Genomic DNA, 18,881 nt, shown 5'->3' on the forward strand with positions numbered 1-18,881 from the left:
GCTTAAACCGGCAGTTTGGCGGTCTTGATCCATTCCCAGAAATCCGCACCGGGCGGTTTCTGCAACTGATCCGCCTGGAATGTGTCGATCGAAGCCAGCGTCGGGAAATCGTACTTGTTCTTATTGGTCGATGGCCCCTGATAGAACACCTGCTCCGCGATCTTGTCCTTGCGGAACCGGCCCTTGCCGCCGAGGCTTTCGACTTCGATGCCGGGCATCGCTTCGGCAACCATGTCTGGCGTCGGCCATTTTTTGGCCGCCTTTTGTGCGGCCTCGACACCGGCCTTGTAGCTTGCGAGCGCGAAATAGGCGCGGTCCGCTTCCCAGTGGGGCGCCTCTTTATACTTGTCCATATAATCCTGAACGAACGCCTTCTGCAGCGGCGACGCTTGCGGATGATCGAAGTAAAGCGTGTTGTGTCCGAAGATCACGCCTTCCGGCATGAACTCCTTCTTGAGCTGATTGAGCTGCCAACCCGCCGCAGGCAGCACGACCTTCACGCCATCAAACAGACCAGCGGCCGCGCCCTGCTTCATGAATACCGGCAAGTCGGCAAACAGCATTGAGGAGAAAATCAAATCCGGCTTGGCCGCCTTCAGCGCAGCGATATGCGACGTCAGATCGAGTGTGCCGACCTTCGGCCATTGCTCGGCAACGAACTCCGCCTCCACGCCGTAGCGCGCAAGGATTTGCCTGAAGGCTTCCCAATTGTTGCGGCCGTAGGAGTAGTCCGGATTGATACCGGCGACGCGCTTGAACTTGCCCTTGAAGTGTTTCACGGCCAGCAGCGACGCCATAACGGCCTCACACTCATTATCGGTCGAGCGGAAGACGTAACGCGATTTCGGCATCACTTCCTTCACGCCGTCCTGCGTGGTGCCGTCCCACATGACGAGGAGCGACTGCTCTTCCTCGGCCACGGGGGCAACACCGAGACTGACGCCGGTCGAGATCAGGCCATGAACACTCTCGACCTTCTCCTGCAGCACCAGGCGCCGGAACCGCTCGATGGTGTCCTTGGGATTCGTTTCTTCTTCAATGACCAGTTCGAACTTTCGGCCGGCGATGCCGCCGTCCTTGTTCATGCGCTCCGCAGCCCACTGCACGGCACGGATGCCGCATTCGCCGGCAGTACCGGCGACGCCGGATCGCGGTGCAATGATGCCGATCTTGAGCGGCTTGTCTTGGGCAATGGCCGGGGCAAACAATTGCGGCGCAGCAGCAACGGCAGCGCCTGCACCGGCGAGCTTGGAAAACGTGCGGCGGGTGAGCTTCATCTGATGTCCTCCCATGATCTATCAGCGCATCTGCCGTGCGCCGTTGCCATACCATAAATATATCAGACGCATTTCAGCAAGCGATTTTTGCAGGGAGCGTCAACTTGCAGCAGATGATTGCCCAACTAATAGATTGGTGATATGTCAGGTGACAAATGGCCGGATAGGGTTGCCGGCCACCCCGGAAACAAAGGAGAAGGCGTCATGGAACTCACATCCAGCCCGATGACTGACCGGCAGCGGAAATACCGGGCGACCTACAGGGACCGAATCGCGGGCTGGTACAACGGCTGGCTGCACGCCTTCGTCATCTACGTGATCGGGTTCACCGCCCTCTCGGTCTATGTCGCCAACATCAGCAACGTCCGCTGGTGGGAATTTCTGATCGTGCCGGTGACTTTCCTGGCGGCAAACTTCTTCGAGTGGTGGATTCACCGCTTCGTCATGCATCGCCCGTCGCAGATCAAGGCGTTTCGCGCGATCTACAATCGGCACACGCTGATGCATCACCAGTTTTTCACCGAGGAAGAAATGCGCTTCGCCGATCACAACGACTGGCGCGTCACATTCTTCCCTCCCTATGCTCTTGTCACGTTTACGTTGATGTCGATCCCGCCCGCGCTGGTGCTGGGCTGGCTCGTTTCACCAAATGTCGGCTGGCTGCTGATCTGCACCACGACATCGATGTATCTCATCTATGAATTCATGCACTTCTGCTGCCACGTCGACGAGAACTGGTTTGTGCGCAACATGCCCTTCGTCAATACGATCCGGCGTCATCATGCGGCCCATCACAACCAGTCGATCATGATGGAGCGGAACATGAATCTGACCTTCCCCGTCATGGACTGGCTGTTCGGCACCTCGGATCTCGATCGCGGCCTGATCGGCCATATCTTCAATGGCTACGACACCCGCTACATCCGGAAGAACATGCGAAAGACCTCACGGACGCCGAAGCCGGAAGCCGCCGGTCAGGGCACCGGATTCGCTACGCCTGCCGAATAGCTGCAGCCGAGACCGAACGGAGATTGGCATGAGTGCGATCGAGCCGAACTGGCTATCGCTGATCTGGTTTGCCGGGCTGGCTACCGTATGTGGAATTGCCTTCCTCATCATCGCCGGCATGTTCCCGCTTCATGCCCGGCCTGATGCAGCAAAGTCACCGTTCGTCACGCTGCTTGTCCTAGGAAATGCGACGTTACTGGCCATACTTCTGGGCGCTACCGGGCTCTATGGATATCTTGAACTGCGATGGACCACGCTGATCGTCGTCAGCGGGCTCATCTTCCTGTTTGCGCCGGCGCTGTTTGAGGAATGGCGGTGGCCGCTACGCAATACCGCGGTCGAGCTATCCGTATTGATCGGGGTTCAGGTGCTTGCACTCGCTATCCTGGCCAAGGTCGGCAGTTCAGCGCTGGCGATCCTGTCGTGAGAATGCGTCGATAAGGTCAAGGGAGAAACCAATGCCCGTAAAGATCAAATTTGTACTATCCATCGTAGTTGTTCTCGTCGCGGCTATCGCGTTCTACATGCAGCACGCGCTCGGCCATGGCCGCATTCAGTATCTCGTGGCATTTCTCGGGTGTCTCATGGTGTTCGCCATGTGGCTTTTCCCTGAGGTGAAACGCGAAGAAACAGCGGGCGGCGTTCGCCGGGAACAGCAGTCGAGTCGCTGAGCCGAGCGACCGCATCTGCCCCGCGATCAGGGGAACAATCCGCGTGTGATTTTTGCGGCGCGCACGCGTTCAACACCAATCGCCATGGCCGCGGTTCGATTGAAGATGTTGTCGCGTTTCACCCGCGAGGCCATTTGATCGAACGCGCGATTGAGAATCTGATACTCGCGTCGCGTCACCTCTTCCTCTTCCCAGAACAGTTGTTGCAGATCCTGCACCCATTCGAAGTAGCTGACCACGACGCCACCGGCGTTGCATAAAATGTCCGGAATCAGGAAAATCTCGTCCTGGCGCTTCTCCAGTACGAGGTCTGCATCCGGTGTTGTGGGACCATTCGCTCCCTCGGCGAGAATCCTGCATTGCAATTTTCCGGCAATATTCGCGTCGATGACACGTTCGGTGGCAGCCGGCACCAGAACATCGCAAGGTAACGTCAGCATAGCGACCGGATCGCACTTCAGCTCTTCCGAATAGCCAAGAAGACTACCGTGCTTTGCGGCGTGCCTCATCAGGTCGGCCACATCCAGCCCCGCCGGACGATGCAGCGCACAGGTGTGATCGCTGACTGCAACAATTGTCACGCCCATCGCCTGCAGTTCCGCCGCAGCGATCGACCCGACGTTTCCGAAACCCTGAACTACGGCCGTCGCTGTGTTCAGACCGATTGAACGCTCGGTCATCACACGTTTGGCAAGGTGAGCGACGCCGCGCCCCGTCGCCTCCCGTCGGCCCAGCGTTCCGCCTGCGCTGACCGGCTTTCCCGTCACGATTTCCGTGACGGTGCGGCCCTGATACATCGAATATGTATCCATGAACCACGCCATCACCTGCTCGTTGGTCCCCATGTCCGGCGCCATCACGTCGATATGCGGACCGACAAATGGAATCATTTCCTGCATGTAACGACGCGACAGCGATTCCAGTTCGTGTGCAGACAGGCTTGAAGGATCGACGCCGATGCCACCCTTGGCGCCGCCATAGGGCAACCCGACGAGCGCGCACTTCCAGCTCATCCAGATCGCAAGCGCGGCCACTTCGCCGAGATCGACGCTTGCAGCGAAGCGTGTCCCTCCCTTGGTGGGACCGAGCGTCAGATGGTGCTGAACGCGGTAGCCTTCGAAGACCGCCGTCGATCCATCGTCACGATGGATGGGACAGGAAACGACCACCGCGCGTTTCGGCAACAGCAGCCTGTCGCGCTCATCTGCAGGAATCGCAAGATAATCCGCAATGACGCCGAACTGGTTGGCCGCCATATCGAAAACCGGGCCGCTGTAAACAGTCATTGACGTCTCATCGGCTTGGTCGACTGCGGAGATGGGCATCTCCGCAGCAACAAATCTGCTGATGTGGTCGAAGGGACAAGAATCAACGTATCGAGACAGTCTTATCGCACGAAAAGAATCTCAGCGCTCCCCTTGCAAAGCCCCCGACTCGCCTAGATCCCGCCCATGCAGAGGTACTTGATCTCGAGATAATCCTCGATGCCGTACTTGGAGCCTTCGCGGCCGTTGCCGCTTTCCTTGACGCCGCCGAACGGCGCGATCTCGGTGGAGATGATGCCCTCGTTGATCCCGACCATGCCGTATTCAAGCGCTTCGGCGACACGCCACACCCGCCCGATGTCGCGGCCATAGAAATACGCGGCAAGGCCGAATTCGGTGTCGTTGGCAAGGCGGATCGCCTCCTCTTCGGTCTTGAACCGGAACACCGGCGCCACCGGACCGAATGTTTCCTCGCGAAAGATCAGCATATCCGGGGTCGTGCCGGTCAGGACCGTCGGCTCGTAGAACGTGCGGCCCAGCGCGTGGCGCTTGCCGCCAATAGCAATCTTGGCGCCCTTGGCCGTCGCATCGGAGATGTGCTCCTCGACCTTCTCGACGGCAGCCATGTTGATCAGCGGGCCGATGGTGACGCCCTCGCCGAAACCGTCGCCGACCTTCAGGCCACGCACCGCCTGCGACAGCTTCTCGACAAAGGCGTCGTAGATCTTGTCCTGCACGAAGATGCGATTGACGCACACACAGGTCTGCCCGGCGTTGCGGTACTTCGATGCCATCGCACCTTTCACCGCCGCGTCGATATCGGCATCGTCGAACACAATGAACGGCGCATTGCCGCCAAGCTCCATCGAGGTGCGCTTCACGGTGGAGGCGCTTTGCTCCATCAGCTTCTTGCCGATCTCGGTCGAGCCGGTGAAGGTCACCTTGCGCACGATCGGATTCGACGTCATCTCGCCGCCGATGGCGGAGGCCGATCCGGTCACCACGGAGAACACGCCCTTCGGCACGCCCGCGCGTTCGGCCAATACAGCAAGAGCCAGCGCCGACAGCGGCGTCTGGCTGGCCGGCTTCACCACCATCGTGCAGCCTGCGGCCAGTGCCGGGGCAGCTTTGCGGGTGATCATCGCCGCCGGAAAATTCCACGGCGTGATCGCAGCGCAGACCCCGATCGGCTGCTTCAGCACCACGATGCGGCGATCGGCCGTAAACGGGGGAATCGTGTCGCCGTAGATGCGCTTGCCTTCCTCGGCGAACCACTCGATGAAGCTCGCAGCATAGGCGATTTCACCGCGGCTCTCTGCCAGAGGCTTGCCCTGCTCCGCCGTCATGATCATGGCGAGATCTTCCTGATTGGCCATCATCAGGTCGAACCATTTGCGTAAAACGGCGGAGCGCTCCTTCGCCGTCCTGGCGCGCCAGGCCGGGAGCGCGGCATTCGCCTGTTCGATGGCGCGCTTCGTCTCGCCCGCGCCCATGTTGGGCACTGAACCGACCAGTTCACCGTTCGCAGGATTGTCGACCTTGATCGTGCCGCCGCTATCGGCCGCGACCCATTCGCCGCCAATGAAGCAGCCGTCTCGCAACAGCGAAGTGTCTTTCAGGGTGAGTTTTGAGACCTTGTCCAGCATGTTACGAAACCTTGTTGATGGGCGCGATCAGCGTTTCGCGCAATTTGAAGCGGATGATCTTACCAGAACCGGTGCGCGGAATCTCGCCCGCAAATGAACCGAAACCGGAAACCTTCTAAGGCGATATGCCCCACGGCAATGATCGAGAATGTCTTCGGTTCCCATGCCTGTTCTAGCCCGCGCGCAACTGCAAACAATGCAGGGCATCGCACTGCAATCGATCACATTCACGATACGACTTCTGGCGGCCAGCGAGCTTGGAGCCGCTCCCAGCGAGGCTGCATATATACCGGCGAAAGAGTTGCCGAACTCGTGCGCGCCGCCTCACATGAGCATCCGCGACGCAAGCGGCGGCAGCGCGTCAAGGAGAGCACACGGACTTAATTGCCTCCACGCCTGAAGCGCTCGCTATCAAGCACGAAGCATCTGTCGCGGCCAGACTATCTGCAGCGGCGGACACGCACGCCATTAACCCACACGGTGCGGCAAACGACCGCTGGACGAACGACCACTGGACGGCGGACGACGGCCGCTCCCCGGGGCCCAACGCAGCCTGCGCGATAGACTCCACGGGCACAGACGACCGCATTGGCGTCAGTGGTCACGACAGTCATCGTTCCGCCAAAGGCCAGCACAGCAGCCGCTATAAGCAAAATTGTGCGCATGATTACCTCCCACAGTACTTGATTGATCCTGGCGCAATTCTCCCGAACAAATCCCGCGGCGCCGGCTACTTTTTCTCCGCGGCGGTCAACACCCTCTTGCAATCAGGGGTCAGCTTGTCGCTGGACTTGGACAGACAAGCGATGACCCGCCCTCCTCCTGGCGCGACGCCTTTGCAGAACTTCTCATAATCCCCCATGCATGCGCTGCGCTGTTCAGCCGTTAGATCCTGCGCATACGCAGCACCTGACAACCCAAGAAGAGCAACAATCAAGATCGTGCGCGTCATGTGTACATCCTTTCCGGTTGTTAACAGATCAAGTCAGGTCAGTGGTTCTTGCTTCTTTGCTGCTCAGCCGTTGTACTCGAACTCCGTAAAGTCCCAAGCAATACGTTCAAACCGAATTCATCCGATACCGGCCTTTGTCGTGGGGAAAGACCATGCAGGATATCCGAAGCAAATGGCTTACGTTCTACGCTGAGCATATCGAGCACGTCTCAAAGGAGATGTTCAGTCACGTCGAAAAAATGATCGTCGCGACATTGATCATATCGGCAGGCGCACATGTCTCCAGCACCGACCCGGCCATACTCCTGTTCGGCTACTTGCGTCACGGTCTGGTTGGCCGCGGGGTCGAGCTATTTGGCATCATCCTTCTTATTCTCAATTTCCTCGACGGCTTCTACAAGCTTACAAAATTGAGTTGGCATGTCGCGTATCTGATCATCATGTCCGTTTGTTACTTTGCCTTAAGCGTCCGACTGGTCCAGCTGATCCTGGCTTTTCGCGGTGAATAGCGTACCGCGCATCAGATCTTCGCAGGCAAAACGATCCAGGAAAACGGTCTATCGCGCGGCAAACTGAGCGAGAACATCCTTGCACGCGGGTGAAAGGTCAGCCGCTCGCACGGCCAGACACTGCACGATGCGGCCACCGCCGGGTGCAACGCCTCCGCAAAGCGCGCGAACATCTCCGCTGCACGCAGATCTCAGGACAAGCAATTCCTCGCGCGGTCGCATGGGCCGCAGCACCAAGGCAGGCGCTGGAGCCGCCGCCGCTCCGGCAGGCGCCGCCGCAGCAGCCGGTGCGCCACCCGGGGCTGGCGCTGCACCACCGCCTACTGCGCTGACCGCCTTCTGGCAGCTTGGCGAAAGTTTCGGCATGCTCTTCTGCAAGCACTGCAATGACGCCTCGCCGCCCGGCGGCACGCTTGCGCAATTCTTCTGATAGTCCGAACGGCAAGCGCTGCGTATGGCAGCGGTTTGCGCATCGGTCGGCTTCTGTGCTGGTGTAGCAGCAGCCGCCTTGGGAGCAGCAGTAGCCTTGGGAGCAGCCGCCGGTGCGGCGGCTTTCGCCGGTGCAGGAGCCGCGGGGGCCGGCGCGGTTTCCGCCTTGGGCGCGGCGGCGGCCGGCTCGATGGCATTCACGGCCTGCTTGCAGGACCCGGAAAGCTTCGACATGTTTTTCTGCAAGCACTGCAATGAAGCCGCGCCGCCCGGCGGCACACTGGCGCAATTGGCTTCATAATCCGCGCGGCATGCAGAGCGGATCGCATTGCGCTGTTCATCGGTGGGCTGTTGGGAGACGGCCGGTGTTGCAACTGCGAAAATGACCATCGCTGCCAGCGTCCATAGCGCCGCGACACGTTTCAACGTGCTGATCATTTGAAGAAATCCCTATTGTTGTTGCCGAATTCGCTGCTTCAATCAAAACGAAACTGCAAAAAACCTGCCGGAATAATCTTCGCGGCCATCATCATTTTCGGTTTTGAGTTTCACCGCAAGCAGATTGTTGCTATTCAAGGATCGCGGGGCGCAATTTTCTTACCCTACAGCCCCCGCTGGAACATCATGAGACGGGGCATCTGAATGAAGCCTGCGTGTCCAACCTCGTTCACCGCGCTCTTCGCTTCTGTTGATCGCAGAGCACACAGGGCCTCCCGTGCCCTTCTGGCCATATCCGCATTCATCGCGCTAACTGCCTGCGAACAAAATAGTTTTGTGGCCCCGCCGCCCGCCAAGGTCGATGTCGGGCTGCCTGTGCAGCGCACCGTCACCCGCTACCTGACGGCCACCGGCAACACCGCCCCGGTCAACAACGTCGATCTTGTCGCCCGGGTGCAAGGTTTTCTCCAGTCGATCTCCTACCAGGACGGCGCCTTCGTGAAGCAAGGCACGACGCTGTTCACGATCGAGCCAGAGACTTACAAGCTGAAGCTTGAGCAGGCACAGGCCGCCGAGGCCGGTGCGCAGGCTTCGTTGAAGCAGGCGGAGGCCGACTTCAAGCGCCAATCGGATCTCGTTACGCGGCAGATTGTGTCGCAGGCAACTCTCGAACAATCCACGTCCTCACGGGACAATGCGCAAGCCAATCTGCAGCAGGCTCAGGTCAATACCAAGATCGCGGAGGTCAACTACAGCTACACCAACGTAGCCGCCCCGTTCGATGGAATCGTCAGCGCGCGTCTCGTCTCAATCGGTGAACTCGTCGGCGCGTCCTCGCCAACCCAGCTTGCAACCATCGTTCAGCTCAATCCGATTTACGTAAACTTCAACGTCAATGAGCAGGATGTTTTACGGATACGCGCGTTCGCCGCACAGAAGGGTCTCACGCCGAAAGACCTGAAGGAGACTCCGATCGAGGTTGGACTTCAGACCGAAAGCGGCTATCCGCACAAGGGAAAGCTTGACTACGCCGCGCCGACGATCAATCAGGCGACCGGAACCCTTGCGGTACGAGGTATCCTGTCGAACACCGACCGTGTTTTACTGCCGGGATATTACGTGCGCGTGCGCGTTCCCCTTGACCAGCAGAAAGACGCCCTGCTCGTTCCTGATGTCGCATTGGGCAGCGATCAGGCCGGACGATATGTCCTTGTGGTCAACAGCGAGAATGTCGTCGAGCAGCGCAAGGTGCAGACCGGGCCCCTCGAAGGCGATCTGCGAGTGATTGAGAGCGGCCTGAAGCCCGATGAACGTGTCGTGATCGCCGGCTTGCTGCGCGCCATCCCCGGCCAGAAGGTCGATCCTCAACTGCAAAAAATCGAGCAACCTCGCGCGTCAGCGAACTAGGACGGGGCCATGATCTCGAAGTTCTTCATCGAGCGGCCGGTTCTTTCCAACGTCATCGCCATCCTGATGATCCTGATTGGTGGCGTGGCATTGTTTAGCCTTGCCGTCGCGCAGTACCCCGACGTGGTGCCTCCAACCGTGCAGGTCACGACGCGCTATCCCGGCGCCAGCGCCAAGACCGTCATCGATACCGTCGCACTGCCGATCGAGCAGCAGGTGAACGGCGTTGAGGACATGCTCTATATGCAATCCTACAGCGGCGCCGACGGCACCTATTCTCTCACTGTGACATTCAAGATCGGCACCGATCTGAATTTCGCGCAGGTGCTGGTCCAGAACCGGGTGTCCAGCGCTCTGTCGTCCCTGCCCCAATCGGTGCAGACCCAAGGCGTCACAGTCCAGAAGAGATCGACGGCAATCCTGCTGTTCGTGACACTGACTTCTCCGAACGCCACGTATGACAGTCTTTATCTGAGCAACTACGCCACCATCAACATTCGGGATGAATTATCGCGTCTTCCCGGGGTCGGCAACGTCACCGTGTTCGGCGCGGGCCAGTACTCGATGCGGATCTGGCTCGATCCAAACAAACTGCAAGCGCTGGCGCTGATGCCTCAGGATGTCATTCAGGCAATCCAGCAGCAGAGCCAGCAAGTCACGGCAGGCCAGGTCGGAATGCCGCCAACGCCGTCCGGGCAGGCATTCCAGTACACGCTCAACATCAATGGACGTCTCGACGACGTCACCGAGTTTAACGATGTCATCGTCAAAACCGGCAGCAATGGCGATATCACCCGCGTTCGTGACGTCGGGCGCGTTGAACTCGGCGCCCAGACCTACAGCCAGATATTTTCGCTCGACAAGAAGCCCGCCATCGGCATCGGTGTCTTCCAATCGCCCGGCGCGAACGCGCTGGAAGTCCAGCAGGCTGTCAAACAGAAGATGGACACCCTGGCACGCGGTTTCCCGCAAGACATCAAGTTCGACATTCCGTTCGACACCACCAAGTTCGTGTCGGCTTCGATTCGTGAGGTTTACAAAACGCTGATCGAGGCGGGCCTTCTGGTCCTGATCGTGATCCTTGTGTTCCTGCAGGACTGGCGCGCCATGCTGGTTCCCGCAACCACCGTCCCGGTCACGATTATCGGCGCCTTCGCCGCGATGGCCGCGCTCGGGTTCACCATCAACCTGTCGACGCTGTTTGCGATCGTTCTCGCCATCGGAATCGTGGTCGATGACGCGATTGTCGTCGTCGAGGGAGCCGCTCACAATATCGAACGCGGACTATCCGGCCATGATGCGGCGATCAAGGCGATGGATCAGTTGTTCGCGCCGATTATCGGTATCACGCTGGTGCTGGTGTCGGTGTTCCTGCCGGCTGCGTTTCTGCCCGGGCTGACCGGCCGCATTTATGCGCAGTTCGCGCTGGTGATCGCCGCGACAGCCCTGATCAGCGCGATCAACGCCGCAACCTTGAAGCCGACGCAATGCGCCCTGTGGCTGCGGCGGCCGGTCCCACCGGAGCAACGCAACTGGTTCTATCGCGGCTTCAATTCGATCTATGACCGGCTCGAGAAGCGCTACGCCGCCCTGATCGGCCGCATGGTTGCGCACAGCAATCTGACGGTCATTTTTGCATTGATCCTGATCGGCATCGGCGGCTACGGCCTGTCCCGCGTGCCGACGGGCTTCATACCCATTGAGGATCAAGGCTATTTGCTTGCGGCCGTCCAGTTGCCGGACGGAGCATCGCTCGATCGCACCCAGCGCGTTCTGGATCAGGTCACCGAGATATCGAGCAAAACACCCGGCGTTGCACAGGTCATCAGCATCGCCGGCATATCGGCACTCGATAACAGCTCGAGCCTCGCCAATGCAGGCGTCTCCTATCTCATGTTGAAGGACTGGGATGAACGAGGCGCTGGTGAAGATCTGCGATCACTAGTTGTCGGACTGAACAAGAAACTCGAAGCTATTTCGGAAGCACGGATTTTCGTGCTTCCACCGCCACCAATTCAGGGCATCGGCAATGCCGCCGGCTTCGCCATGCAGGTCGAACTGCGTGACGGAAATTCCGATTTCGGTAAGTTGCAGGCCATAACTCAAGCCGTCGTCGCAAATGCCCAGACGCAAAGCGCCTTGCAACGGGTGAACTCACCATTCCGCTCCATGGTGCCGCAATTCGACGTCGAGGTTGATCGGATCAAGACCCAGACACTGCACGTCACGACCGATCAGGTGTTCTCGACGCTCGCGTCCTATCTGGGCGCATCCTACGTCAACCAGTTCAACAAATTCGGCCGCACTTTTCAGGTTTATGCCCAGGCGGATTCACAATTTCGCCTGACCACCAAGGATATCGAGAACCTGACGGTTCGTAACCAGCAAGGCGCCATGATCCCGCTCGGCACGATTGCGACCATTACGCCGACGGTCGGCCCCTCACTCATCAGTCTGTACAATCTCTACCCATCCGCGACCATCATCGGGTTGCCAGCTCAAGGTTACAGCTCCGGCCAGTCCATGGCACTGATGGAAAAGATCGCCGAGAAAACCTTGCCGCCGGGCACCGGATACGAATGGACGGCGATGTCGTATCAAGAAAAGGTTGTCGGCAGTCAGATCTACTTCGTCTTCGGCCTCGCCCTGCTGCTCGTCTATCTGGTGCTGGCCGGACAATATGAAAGCTGGTACGCGCCAATAGCAGTCATTCTGGCCGTGCCGCTGTCATTGCTCGGCCCGATGGCCGTCCTCACCGGACTGCGGATCGAGAACAATCTCTACACGCAAATCGGATTGATCCTGCTGATCGCCCTCTCGGCCAAGAACGCCATCCTCATTGTTGAAGTGGCGCTTGAACTCCACGTCCGCGACCGGAAGCCACTGCTGGAATCCGCTGTGGAGGCTGCGCGGGCGCGGTTCCGGCCCATCCTGATGACGTCGTTCGCGTTCATTCTCGGTGTGGCACCATTGGTGTTCGCTACCGGCGCCGGCGCCAGCGCGCGCAAATCAATCGGCATTACTGTGTTCAGCGGCATGATCGCCTCCACCTGCCTCGCCGTGCTTTTCGTTCCGACGTTCTTCGTCATCGTCCAGCGATTTGAGAATTGGCTCCGTGAGCGCAAGGAAAAGAGGGCCGGTTCACAGGCGACGGCGTAACAAGGCCCCTCACCTTCTGATGTAGCTACATCTCCCTCACCCGGTATCCGATGCCCGGCTCCGTCAGCACGACGCGAGGATCATCCGGCTTGTCCTCGATCTTCTGCCGGAGTTGGCCGATATAGACCCGCAGATACTGCGTATCCTCGGTATGTGCAGGCCCCCAGACTGCGGCGAGAATTTGCCGGTGCGTGACGACACGGCCTGCGTGCCGCGCCAGAAAGGACAGCAGATCGAACTCCTTCGGTGTCAGCTTTAGCTCCGCACCCCCGCGCGTGACACGATGACGAACGGAGTCGACCTCCAGGTCGCCGACGCGAAGCAAGGGCGTCTCGGCCTTGCGCTGCAGGCGATGGCGCAGTGCCGCCCGCATCCGCGCCATCAATTCACCGACATTGAACGGCTTGTTCACATAGTCGTCGGCGCCAAGATCGAGAGAATCGATTTTCTCGGCTTCGCGTTCGCGCGCCGACAGCACGATAATCGGCACGTCCGACCACTCCCTGACACGGCGGATGACATCCTTTCCGTCACCGTCGGCGAGCCCAAGATCCAGCAGAACAATATCCGGAGTTTCGGCGGCAATCCGCTTGATTGCATCAGCAACAGTGTCGGTACTACTCATCTCATAGCTGTTGGCTTCGAGTGCCGGCTTGAGGAAGCGCAGAATCGCAGCTTCGTCGTCAACGACCAGCACACGGGCTCTGGCAGTCATGCCTTCGGATCCTTTCGCGGAAATGTCATGATGAAGCGGGTGCCGTGGTTCTCAGCAACAGGGCTCTCCGCCCGGATTGAACCTCCATGCGCTTCCATGATGCCCTTGGCAATGGCAAGCCCAAGCCCGGTCCCCTGCCTGCCGTCGGTGCTTGCATTCACGCCGCCCCCTTTTACGAAGCGGTCGAAGATTCGCGGAAGCATATCAACGGCAATGCCAAGCCCGTTGTCCGTCACCCGCAGAGATATTTCACTGTCTGCTGCCACGGCATCAATAACGATATGCGTGTGTTGCGGGGTGTGCAGCACTGCATTGGCGACGATATTGCCAACGGCCTGTTCGATCAGTATCGCATCGGCGCGCACCAGCGGCAGATCGGCTGGCAATTCGATCGCCAATGATTGCCGAGCACCACGACGACGCACCGCGCTGACGACCCGCGCCACGATGTCGCGCAGATCGATCCAATCGCTTCGCAACTCAAGCGCCCCCGCGTCGATCCGCGTGATCGCCAGCAGGTTGCGCACCATTTCATCGAGACCTTCAGTCTCCTGCTTGATCTGTCCGAGCAAATCGTTCTTCGACGCCGCATCGAGTTTGTCGCCATAATCGAGAAGACTCGTCGCAGACCCAAGTATCGATGACAGCGGCGTGCGGAAATCATGGGAGATCGAAGCCAGCAAGGTATTGCGGACCCGCTCGGCCTCGGCAGCGGTCTTGGCGTCGACCATTTCGCCAGCCAATGACGCCCGCTCAAGCGCAGCCGCCGCCTGTCCGCATAAGGTGTCGAGCAAGGCTCGCTCCTCCGAGTCGAGCGGCGGTGCGTCTTTCTCGGTCGCAACGCCAATCGTCCCCAGCACCTTATTGCCGATCCTCAGCGGCGTAAAAAGCCACGGGATAATGGGCAGCGTACCTGTGTTTGCGCCGGCGGGCTCGGCGTGATTGTAGGCCCAGCGCGCGGCCGTCATCGCCGCGGCATCGAGTTCGTCCTCCGGTGGCCAGGCCGCCGTTAGCGCCACATCGTCATCCTTTGCCAGCAACACCACGACCGGCCGCCTCAAACTGGTGTGAATTTCGCTCGCAGCACCCTCCGCAACATCAACTGAGCTGGCCAGTCCCGACAGCCGCCGCGTAAACTCGTACAACCGACGTGTTGCCCGCATCCGATCCGCCGAAATGCGCGCCTGCTCGCGAACCCTGGCCGCCATGGCGGCGCTGGTGATCGCGACAACGAGAAAAATGACAAGCGCGAGCAATTCATAAGGCTCGGCAACGGTCAGGGTGTGCAGCGGTGAAATAAAGAAGAAATTGTAGGCGAGGAACGACAGGATCGACGCATAGATCGCCGGCCAGATGCCGAAATTCATCGCGCTGAACAGCACCGCCAGCAGGAACACAATCGAGAGGTTCGGAATGGGCGTCAGCCTCGTGAGAACCTCGCCAACCACCACCGCCCCGCCGACTGCAGCAGTGGCGTAGAAAAAATGCAGTGCGTTCAATTTTTCCAAAGACCAGCGTCGTCGCGGCCGCGGCGGTGACCCCGCGGCGTCAGCTGCTCGCGTGACCAGATGAATCGCAATGTCCTGGGTTCTCCGCACCAGTTCGTGCGGAAGCGAGCGCCGCAGTAATTCGTTGATGAAGCCCCCGCGCGCCCGGCCAACCACAATCTGGGTTACGTTCTCGAACTTCGCGAACCGCAGAAGTTCGGCCGGCATGTCGGTGCCGGTCAACGTCTGGGTCTCAGCTCCGAGGCTCTCGGCAAGCTTCAGTATCTCGTCCAGCCGCTGGCGCGCGACGCTGTCGATATAGGCACCTGGCCGCTCCACGGTTACCGCGATCCATGGCGCATCCATCAAGTCGGCGAGACGTTTGGCTGCACGCACGACGCTCGGTGAGATCTGGTCGGGCCCGACACAGGCAAGAATGCGTTCACCCGCCGCCCAGGGCCCTTCAATCGCCTGCGCCTGCATGCTTTCGATGAGAGTGGCATCGACACGCTCGGCCGCCCGCCGCAGCGCGAGTTCGCGCAGCGCCGTAAGATTCTGCGGCTTAAAGAAGTTGTCGACAGCGCGAGCGGCGGTATCCTGAACGTAGATCTTGCCTTCAGCCAGACGCTTCAACAGTTCGTCCGGCGGAAAATCGACCAGCACAACTTCATCGGCTTTGTCGAAAACCTTGTCCGGCACGGTCTCGCGCACCCGTACCTTGCTGATCTTCTGAACAACGTCGTTGAGACTTTCCAGATGCTGGATATTCAGCGTCGTCCAGACGTTGATCCCTGCCCGCAGCAGCTCGTCGATATCCTGCCAGCGTTTGGGATGACGGCTGCCGGGCACGTTTGTGTGCGCGTATTCATCGACCAGCAGAAGATCCGGTCTGCGCGCGAGAGCCGCATCGAGATCAAACTCGCGCATCACCTGATTGCGGTAGACGATCGGCTTTCGAGGCAAAACTTCGAACCCGTCGATGAGTTGCTCGGTCTCCCGCCGGCCATGCGTCTCGATCAGCCCGGCGGCAATATCCTTGCCTCCGGACTTCTCGCTGCGCGCGGCTGTGAGCATCGCGTAGGTCTTGCCGACACCGGGAGCCGCGCCGAGGAAAATCTTCAGTCGCCCCCGGCCCTCCTTGCCCGCGAGGGCCAACAAAGCGTCAGGTGAGGCTCTCTTCGTCTCCTCGCTGGACATTCAACTCCTCGGTAGCTGCACTCACGAACCCATCTTATCCATTGCAAGGTTCAACTGCAGCACATTTACGCGAGGTTCACCCAGAAAGCCGAGACTGCGCGTCGCGACCATCCCATCCACAAGCGAGCGAAGTCGCGCTTCCTGCAAGCCCCGCGCTTTCGCAACCCGCGGCACTTGAAACAGCGCCGCTTCCGGGGAGATATCCGGGTCAAGCCCGCTTCCCGACGTGGTCACAAGGTCGACCGGGACAGCCGCCGAGGAATTCTCCTTCTTCAGAGTCTCAACGCCACTCGCGAGCCGCTCGGCCAGCACCTTGCTGGTCGGGCCGAGATTCGAACCCATGGAGTTCGAGGCATTGTACGGAGCCGCGGTGGTCTTCGATGAGTCCTGCGGGTCAGGCCCGGTTGTCGCTGACGGCCGGCCATGGAAATACCTGGCTTCCGTGAATTGCTGCCCGATCAGCGCAGAACCGATCACCTTGCCGTCCTGTTCGATCAGGCTGCCTTGGGCCTGATAGGGGAACAGCACCTGCGCCGCTCCCGTCATCGCCAGCGGATAGATCAACCCGGTGATGGCCACAAGGCCGATAAGGAACACAAGTGCGGGACGAATTTCTCTCAACATGACTAAACCTCTCAAGCCAACTTCAGGGCTGTAACCACAAGATCGATCGCCTTGATGCCGATGAACGGCAGGATCACACCGCCGAGCGCGTAGACCAGCAAATTCCGCCGCAGCAATGCTGCCGCACCGACAGGACGATACTTCACACCCTTAAGCGCCAGCGGAATCAGGCCGATGATAATGAGTGCGTTGAAGATGATTGCCGACAAAATCGCGCTTTGCGGAGTCGACAGTTGCATCACGTTCAACACGCCGAGTTGCGGATAGAACGCCACAAACATCGCCGGAATGATCGCGAAGTACTTCGCCACGTCGTTGGCAATGGAGAATGTCGTCAGCGCTCCGCGCGTCATCAGCAATTGCTTTCCGATCTCCACCACCTCGATCAGCTTGGTGGGATCGGAATCAAGATCGACCATGTTGCCGGCTTCTCGCGCCGCCTGAGTGCCGCTCTGCATCGCCACACCGACATCCGCCTGCGCCAATGCAGGAGCGTCGTTGGTGCCGTCACCGCACATCGCGATCAGACGTCCGTTCGCCTGTTCGCTGCGAATGTACCGCAACTTGTCTTCCGGTGTCGCTTCGGCGATGAAATCATCGACGCCCGCTTCAGATGCGATGGAGGCCGCCGTCACCGGGTTGTCGCCGGTGATCATCACCGTTTTGATGCCCATCCGCCGCAGAGCTGCAAACCTGTCTTTCACATCAGGCTTCACCACGTCCTTGAGGTGGATCACGCCAAGGATACGCCCACCATCTGCCAATCCGAGCGGCGTGCCGCCGGAGCGAGCGATCCGGTCGACCGCGGCGCGGAATGCAGGCGGCTCGGTGATATCCCCGCCCGCCTCGTCGCGGGCGAATTTCAGAACCGAATCGATTGCGCCCTTCCGCAGCTTGCGCGTGCCGATATCGACGCCGGACAGGCGCGTCACAGCCGAGAAAGGAATGAACGCCGAGCCCTTCGGCGCCTCCTCGCGTTGGACGCCATACTTCTCCGCTGCCATCGTTATGATCGAACGGCCTTCCGCCGTCTCGTCGGCATCGCTCGCAAGCAATGCAGCTTCGGCCGCCTCGCGTTCCGAGACGCCAGGCACAACGATAATCTCCGTCGCGAACCGATTGCCGAAAGTAATCGTGCCGGTTTTGTCCAACAGCAACGTATCGACGTCACCTGCGGCCTCGACTGCACGACCCGACATCGCCAGCACGTTGAAGCGAACCAGGCGATCCATGCCCGCGATTCCAATCGCGGACAACAGCGCGCCGATGGTGGTGGGAATTAACGTCACAAACAGTGCGACCAGCACCACCACCGAGATCGAACCGCCAGCATAGGCGACATAGCTCGGGATTGTGGCCGTCGCGAACACGAAAATGATCGTCAAACCGACCAGCAGAATGTTCAACGCAATCTCGTTCGGCGTTTTCTGCCGGTCCGCGCCTTCCACCAGCTTGATCATGCGATCGAGAAAGGATGATCCCGGCGATGACGTGATACGGATGACGATACGGTCGGAGATCACCGTGGTGCCGCCTGTGACCGCCGAGCGGTCACCGCCGGATTCCCGGATCACCGGCGCCGATTCGCCAGTGACCGCAGCTTCGTTGACCGATGCAATACCCTCGATCACCTCGCCGTCGCCGGGAATGATGTCGCCCGCCGTACAGACAACGAGGTCCCCTGCTTCAAGCTGGTCCGCCGACACGCCCTCATAGAGTTCATCGTTGTCAGCCGACAGAAGCCGCTTGGCGCGCGTTTCCGTTCGGGTCTGCCGCAGCGTATCGGCCTGCGCCTTGCCGCGTCCTTCCGCGACGGCTTCGGCGAAATTGGCAAACAGCACGGTAAACCACAGCCATATGGTGATCTGCATCTCAAACGCGATGTTCTCGGCGCCGATGACGATGTCGCGTATCAGCAGCACCGTCGTCAGCAGCGTGACCACCTCGAGCACGAACATCACCGGATTCTTGGCGAGTGTGCGCGGATTGAGTTTGACGAACGCCTGACCGATGGCGGGCAGCACGATGGACGGATCGAGCAGCGTCGTCGCCGATACGCGCTTGCGCAGTTTAACGGATTCCATAACGTTACTCCGA

16 protein-coding genes are annotated in these 18,881 nt (G+C 59.7%); 6 read left to right on the forward strand and 10 right to left on the reverse strand.

The features are described 5' to 3' along the window. Positions 1–2: 2 nt before the first annotated feature. On the reverse strand, positions 3–1,277 hold the full coding sequence (locus tag YH63_RS00920) for an ABC transporter substrate-binding protein (RefSeq protein WP_046829228.1): 1,275 nt from the start codon (positions 1,275–1,277) through the stop codon (positions 3–5). A gap of 204 nt (positions 1,278–1,481) precedes the next feature. On the opposite strand from YH63_RS00920, the gene YH63_RS00925 reads away from it, so the two are divergent. From YH63_RS00925 to YH63_RS00935, 3 genes are read left to right on the forward strand one after another with little or no spacing between them, the layout of a single operon-like run. After that, positions 1,482–2,285, forward strand: coding sequence for a sterol desaturase family protein (locus YH63_RS00925; protein ID WP_046829227.1), 804 nt, complete (start codon positions 1,482–1,484; stop codon positions 2,283–2,285). Positions 2,286–2,313: 28 nt separating this feature from the next. Further along, on the forward strand, positions 2,314–2,712 hold the full coding sequence (locus YH63_RS00930) for a hypothetical protein (protein ID WP_046829226.1): 399 nt from the start codon (positions 2,314–2,316) through the stop codon (positions 2,710–2,712). A 31-nt stretch (positions 2,713–2,743) separates the two neighbouring features. Beyond that, on the forward strand, positions 2,744–2,956 hold the full coding sequence (locus YH63_RS00935; protein WP_046829225.1) for a hypothetical protein: 213 nt from the start codon (positions 2,744–2,746) through the stop codon (positions 2,954–2,956). A 26-nt stretch (positions 2,957–2,982) separates the two neighbouring features. Here the strand turns inward: YH63_RS00935 and YH63_RS00940 are convergent, their stop codons facing one another. The 4 genes from YH63_RS00940 to YH63_RS00955 all read right to left on the reverse strand — a co-directional run bounded on the left by YH63_RS00940 (position 2,983) and on the right by YH63_RS00955 (position 6,819). After that, positions 2,983–4,242, reverse strand: a complete 1,260-nt coding sequence (locus tag YH63_RS00940) for a Glu/Leu/Phe/Val family dehydrogenase (RefSeq protein ID WP_046829858.1) — start codon at positions 4,240–4,242, stop codon at positions 2,983–2,985. 152 nt (positions 4,243–4,394) lie between these two features. After that, positions 4,395–5,867, reverse strand: a complete 1,473-nt coding sequence (gene gabD, locus YH63_RS00945) for an NADP-dependent succinate-semialdehyde dehydrogenase (RefSeq protein WP_046829224.1) — start codon at positions 5,865–5,867, stop codon at positions 4,395–4,397. Between the two features lie 440 nt (positions 5,868–6,307). Continuing rightward, positions 6,308–6,532 carry a hypothetical protein gene (locus YH63_RS21755; protein WP_083992677.1) on the reverse strand — a complete coding sequence of 75 codons (225 nt, stop codon included), beginning with the start codon at positions 6,530–6,532 and terminating at the stop codon, positions 6,308–6,310. Between the two features lie 65 nt (positions 6,533–6,597). Then, positions 6,598–6,819: a cysteine rich repeat-containing protein gene (locus YH63_RS00955; protein ID WP_046829223.1), complete on the reverse strand. Its 222-nt coding sequence runs from the start codon at positions 6,817–6,819 to the stop codon at positions 6,598–6,600. A 152-nt stretch (positions 6,820–6,971) separates the two neighbouring features. Between YH63_RS00955 and YH63_RS00960 the strand changes: the two genes are divergently transcribed. After that, positions 6,972–7,328, forward strand: a complete 357-nt coding sequence (locus tag YH63_RS00960; protein WP_046829222.1) for a hypothetical protein — start codon at positions 6,972–6,974, stop codon at positions 7,326–7,328. A 48-nt stretch (positions 7,329–7,376) separates the two neighbouring features. Here YH63_RS00960 and YH63_RS00965 read toward each other — a convergent pair whose 3' ends face one another. Next, positions 7,377–8,195 (reverse strand): hypothetical protein, encoded by an 819-nt coding sequence (locus YH63_RS00965; protein ID WP_083992676.1) that lies wholly within the window; start codon positions 8,193–8,195, stop codon positions 7,377–7,379. A gap of 204 nt (positions 8,196–8,399) precedes the next feature. On the opposite strand from YH63_RS00965, the gene YH63_RS00970 reads away from it, so the two are divergent. Beyond that, on the forward strand, positions 8,400–9,602 hold the full coding sequence (locus YH63_RS00970; RefSeq protein WP_046829219.1) for an efflux RND transporter periplasmic adaptor subunit: 1,203 nt from the start codon (positions 8,400–8,402) through the stop codon (positions 9,600–9,602). 9 nt (positions 9,603–9,611) lie between these two features. Beyond that, a complete protein-coding gene (locus YH63_RS00975; RefSeq protein ID WP_046829218.1) occupies positions 9,612–12,761 on the forward strand; it encodes an efflux RND transporter permease subunit in 3,150 nt (1,049 codons plus the stop codon). A gap of 25 nt (positions 12,762–12,786) precedes the next feature. On the opposite strand, the gene YH63_RS00980 is transcribed toward YH63_RS00975, so the two are convergent. From YH63_RS00980 to kdpB, 4 genes are read right to left on the reverse strand one after another with little or no spacing between them, the layout of a single operon-like run. Beyond that, on the reverse strand, positions 12,787–13,476 hold the full coding sequence (locus YH63_RS00980; RefSeq protein WP_046829217.1) for a winged helix-turn-helix domain-containing protein: 690 nt from the start codon (positions 13,474–13,476) through the stop codon (positions 12,787–12,789). After that, complete coding sequence (locus YH63_RS00985) at positions 13,473–16,160, reverse strand: sensor histidine kinase (RefSeq protein WP_046829216.1); 2,688 nt, start codon at positions 16,158–16,160, stop codon at positions 13,473–13,475. The genes YH63_RS00980 and YH63_RS00985 overlap by 4 nt, the downstream gene beginning before the upstream one ends. A gap of 21 nt (positions 16,161–16,181) precedes the next feature. After that, on the reverse strand, positions 16,182–16,784 hold the full coding sequence (locus YH63_RS00990) for a K(+)-transporting ATPase subunit C (RefSeq protein WP_046829215.1): 603 nt from the start codon (positions 16,782–16,784) through the stop codon (positions 16,182–16,184). Positions 16,785–16,795: 11 nt separating this feature from the next. Beyond that, the gene (gene kdpB / locus YH63_RS00995; protein WP_137325084.1) at positions 16,796–18,868 is read right to left on the reverse strand and encodes a potassium-transporting ATPase subunit KdpB; all 2,073 of its coding nucleotides are present in this window, start codon (positions 18,866–18,868) and stop codon (positions 16,796–16,798) included. Positions 18,869–18,881 lie beyond the last annotated feature (13 nt).

The sequence above is a fragment of the Afipia massiliensis genome, assembly GCF_001006325.2.
Taxonomy (GTDB): Bacteria; Pseudomonadota; Alphaproteobacteria; order Rhizobiales; family Xanthobacteraceae; genus Afipia; species Afipia massiliensis_A.

Bases quoted from the DNA above. Each gene is read 5' to 3' on its own strand.
- YH63_RS00940 (WP_046829858.1), bottom strand. From the start codon at position 4,242: ATGACTGTTTACAGCGGCCCGGTTTTCGATATGGCGGCCAACCAGTTC.
- YH63_RS00970 (WP_046829219.1), top strand. From the start codon at position 8,400: ATGAAGCCTGCGTGTCCAACCTCGTTCACCGCGCTCTTCGCTTCTGTT.
- YH63_RS00955 (WP_046829223.1), bottom strand. From the start codon at position 6,819: ATGACGCGCACGATCTTGATTGTTGCTCTTCTTGGGTTGTCAGGTGCT.
- kdpB (WP_137325084.1), bottom strand. From the start codon at position 18,868: ATGGAATCCGTTAAACTGCGCAAGCGCGTATCGGCGACGACGCTGCTC.
- YH63_RS00930 (WP_046829226.1), top strand. From the start codon at position 2,314: ATGAGTGCGATCGAGCCGAACTGGCTATCGCTGATCTGGTTTGCCGGG.
- YH63_RS00985 (WP_046829216.1), bottom strand. From the start codon at position 16,160: ATGTCCAGCGAGGAGACGAAGAGAGCCTCACCTGACGCTTTGTTGGCC.
- gabD (WP_046829224.1), bottom strand. From the start codon at position 5,867: ATGCTGGACAAGGTCTCAAAACTCACCCTGAAAGACACTTCGCTGTTG.
- YH63_RS00935 (WP_046829225.1), top strand. From the start codon at position 2,744: ATGCCCGTAAAGATCAAATTTGTACTATCCATCGTAGTTGTTCTCGTC.
- YH63_RS00975 (WP_046829218.1), top strand. From the start codon at position 9,612: ATGATCTCGAAGTTCTTCATCGAGCGGCCGGTTCTTTCCAACGTCATC.
- YH63_RS00980 (WP_046829217.1), bottom strand. From the start codon at position 13,476: ATGACTGCCAGAGCCCGTGTGCTGGTCGTTGACGACGAAGCTGCGATT.
- YH63_RS00925 (WP_046829227.1), top strand. From the start codon at position 1,482: ATGGAACTCACATCCAGCCCGATGACTGACCGGCAGCGGAAATACCGG.
- YH63_RS00960 (WP_046829222.1), top strand. From the start codon at position 6,972: ATGCAGGATATCCGAAGCAAATGGCTTACGTTCTACGCTGAGCATATC.
- YH63_RS00920 (WP_046829228.1), bottom strand. From the start codon at position 1,277: ATGAAGCTCACCCGCCGCACGTTTTCCAAGCTCGCCGGTGCAGGCGCT.
- YH63_RS21755 (WP_083992677.1), bottom strand. From the start codon at position 6,532: ATGCGCACAATTTTGCTTATAGCGGCTGCTGTGCTGGCCTTTGGCGGA.
- YH63_RS00990 (WP_046829215.1), bottom strand. From the start codon at position 16,784: ATGTTGAGAGAAATTCGTCCCGCACTTGTGTTCCTTATCGGCCTTGTG.
- YH63_RS00965 (WP_083992676.1), bottom strand. From the start codon at position 8,195: ATGATCAGCACGTTGAAACGTGTCGCGGCGCTATGGACGCTGGCAGCG.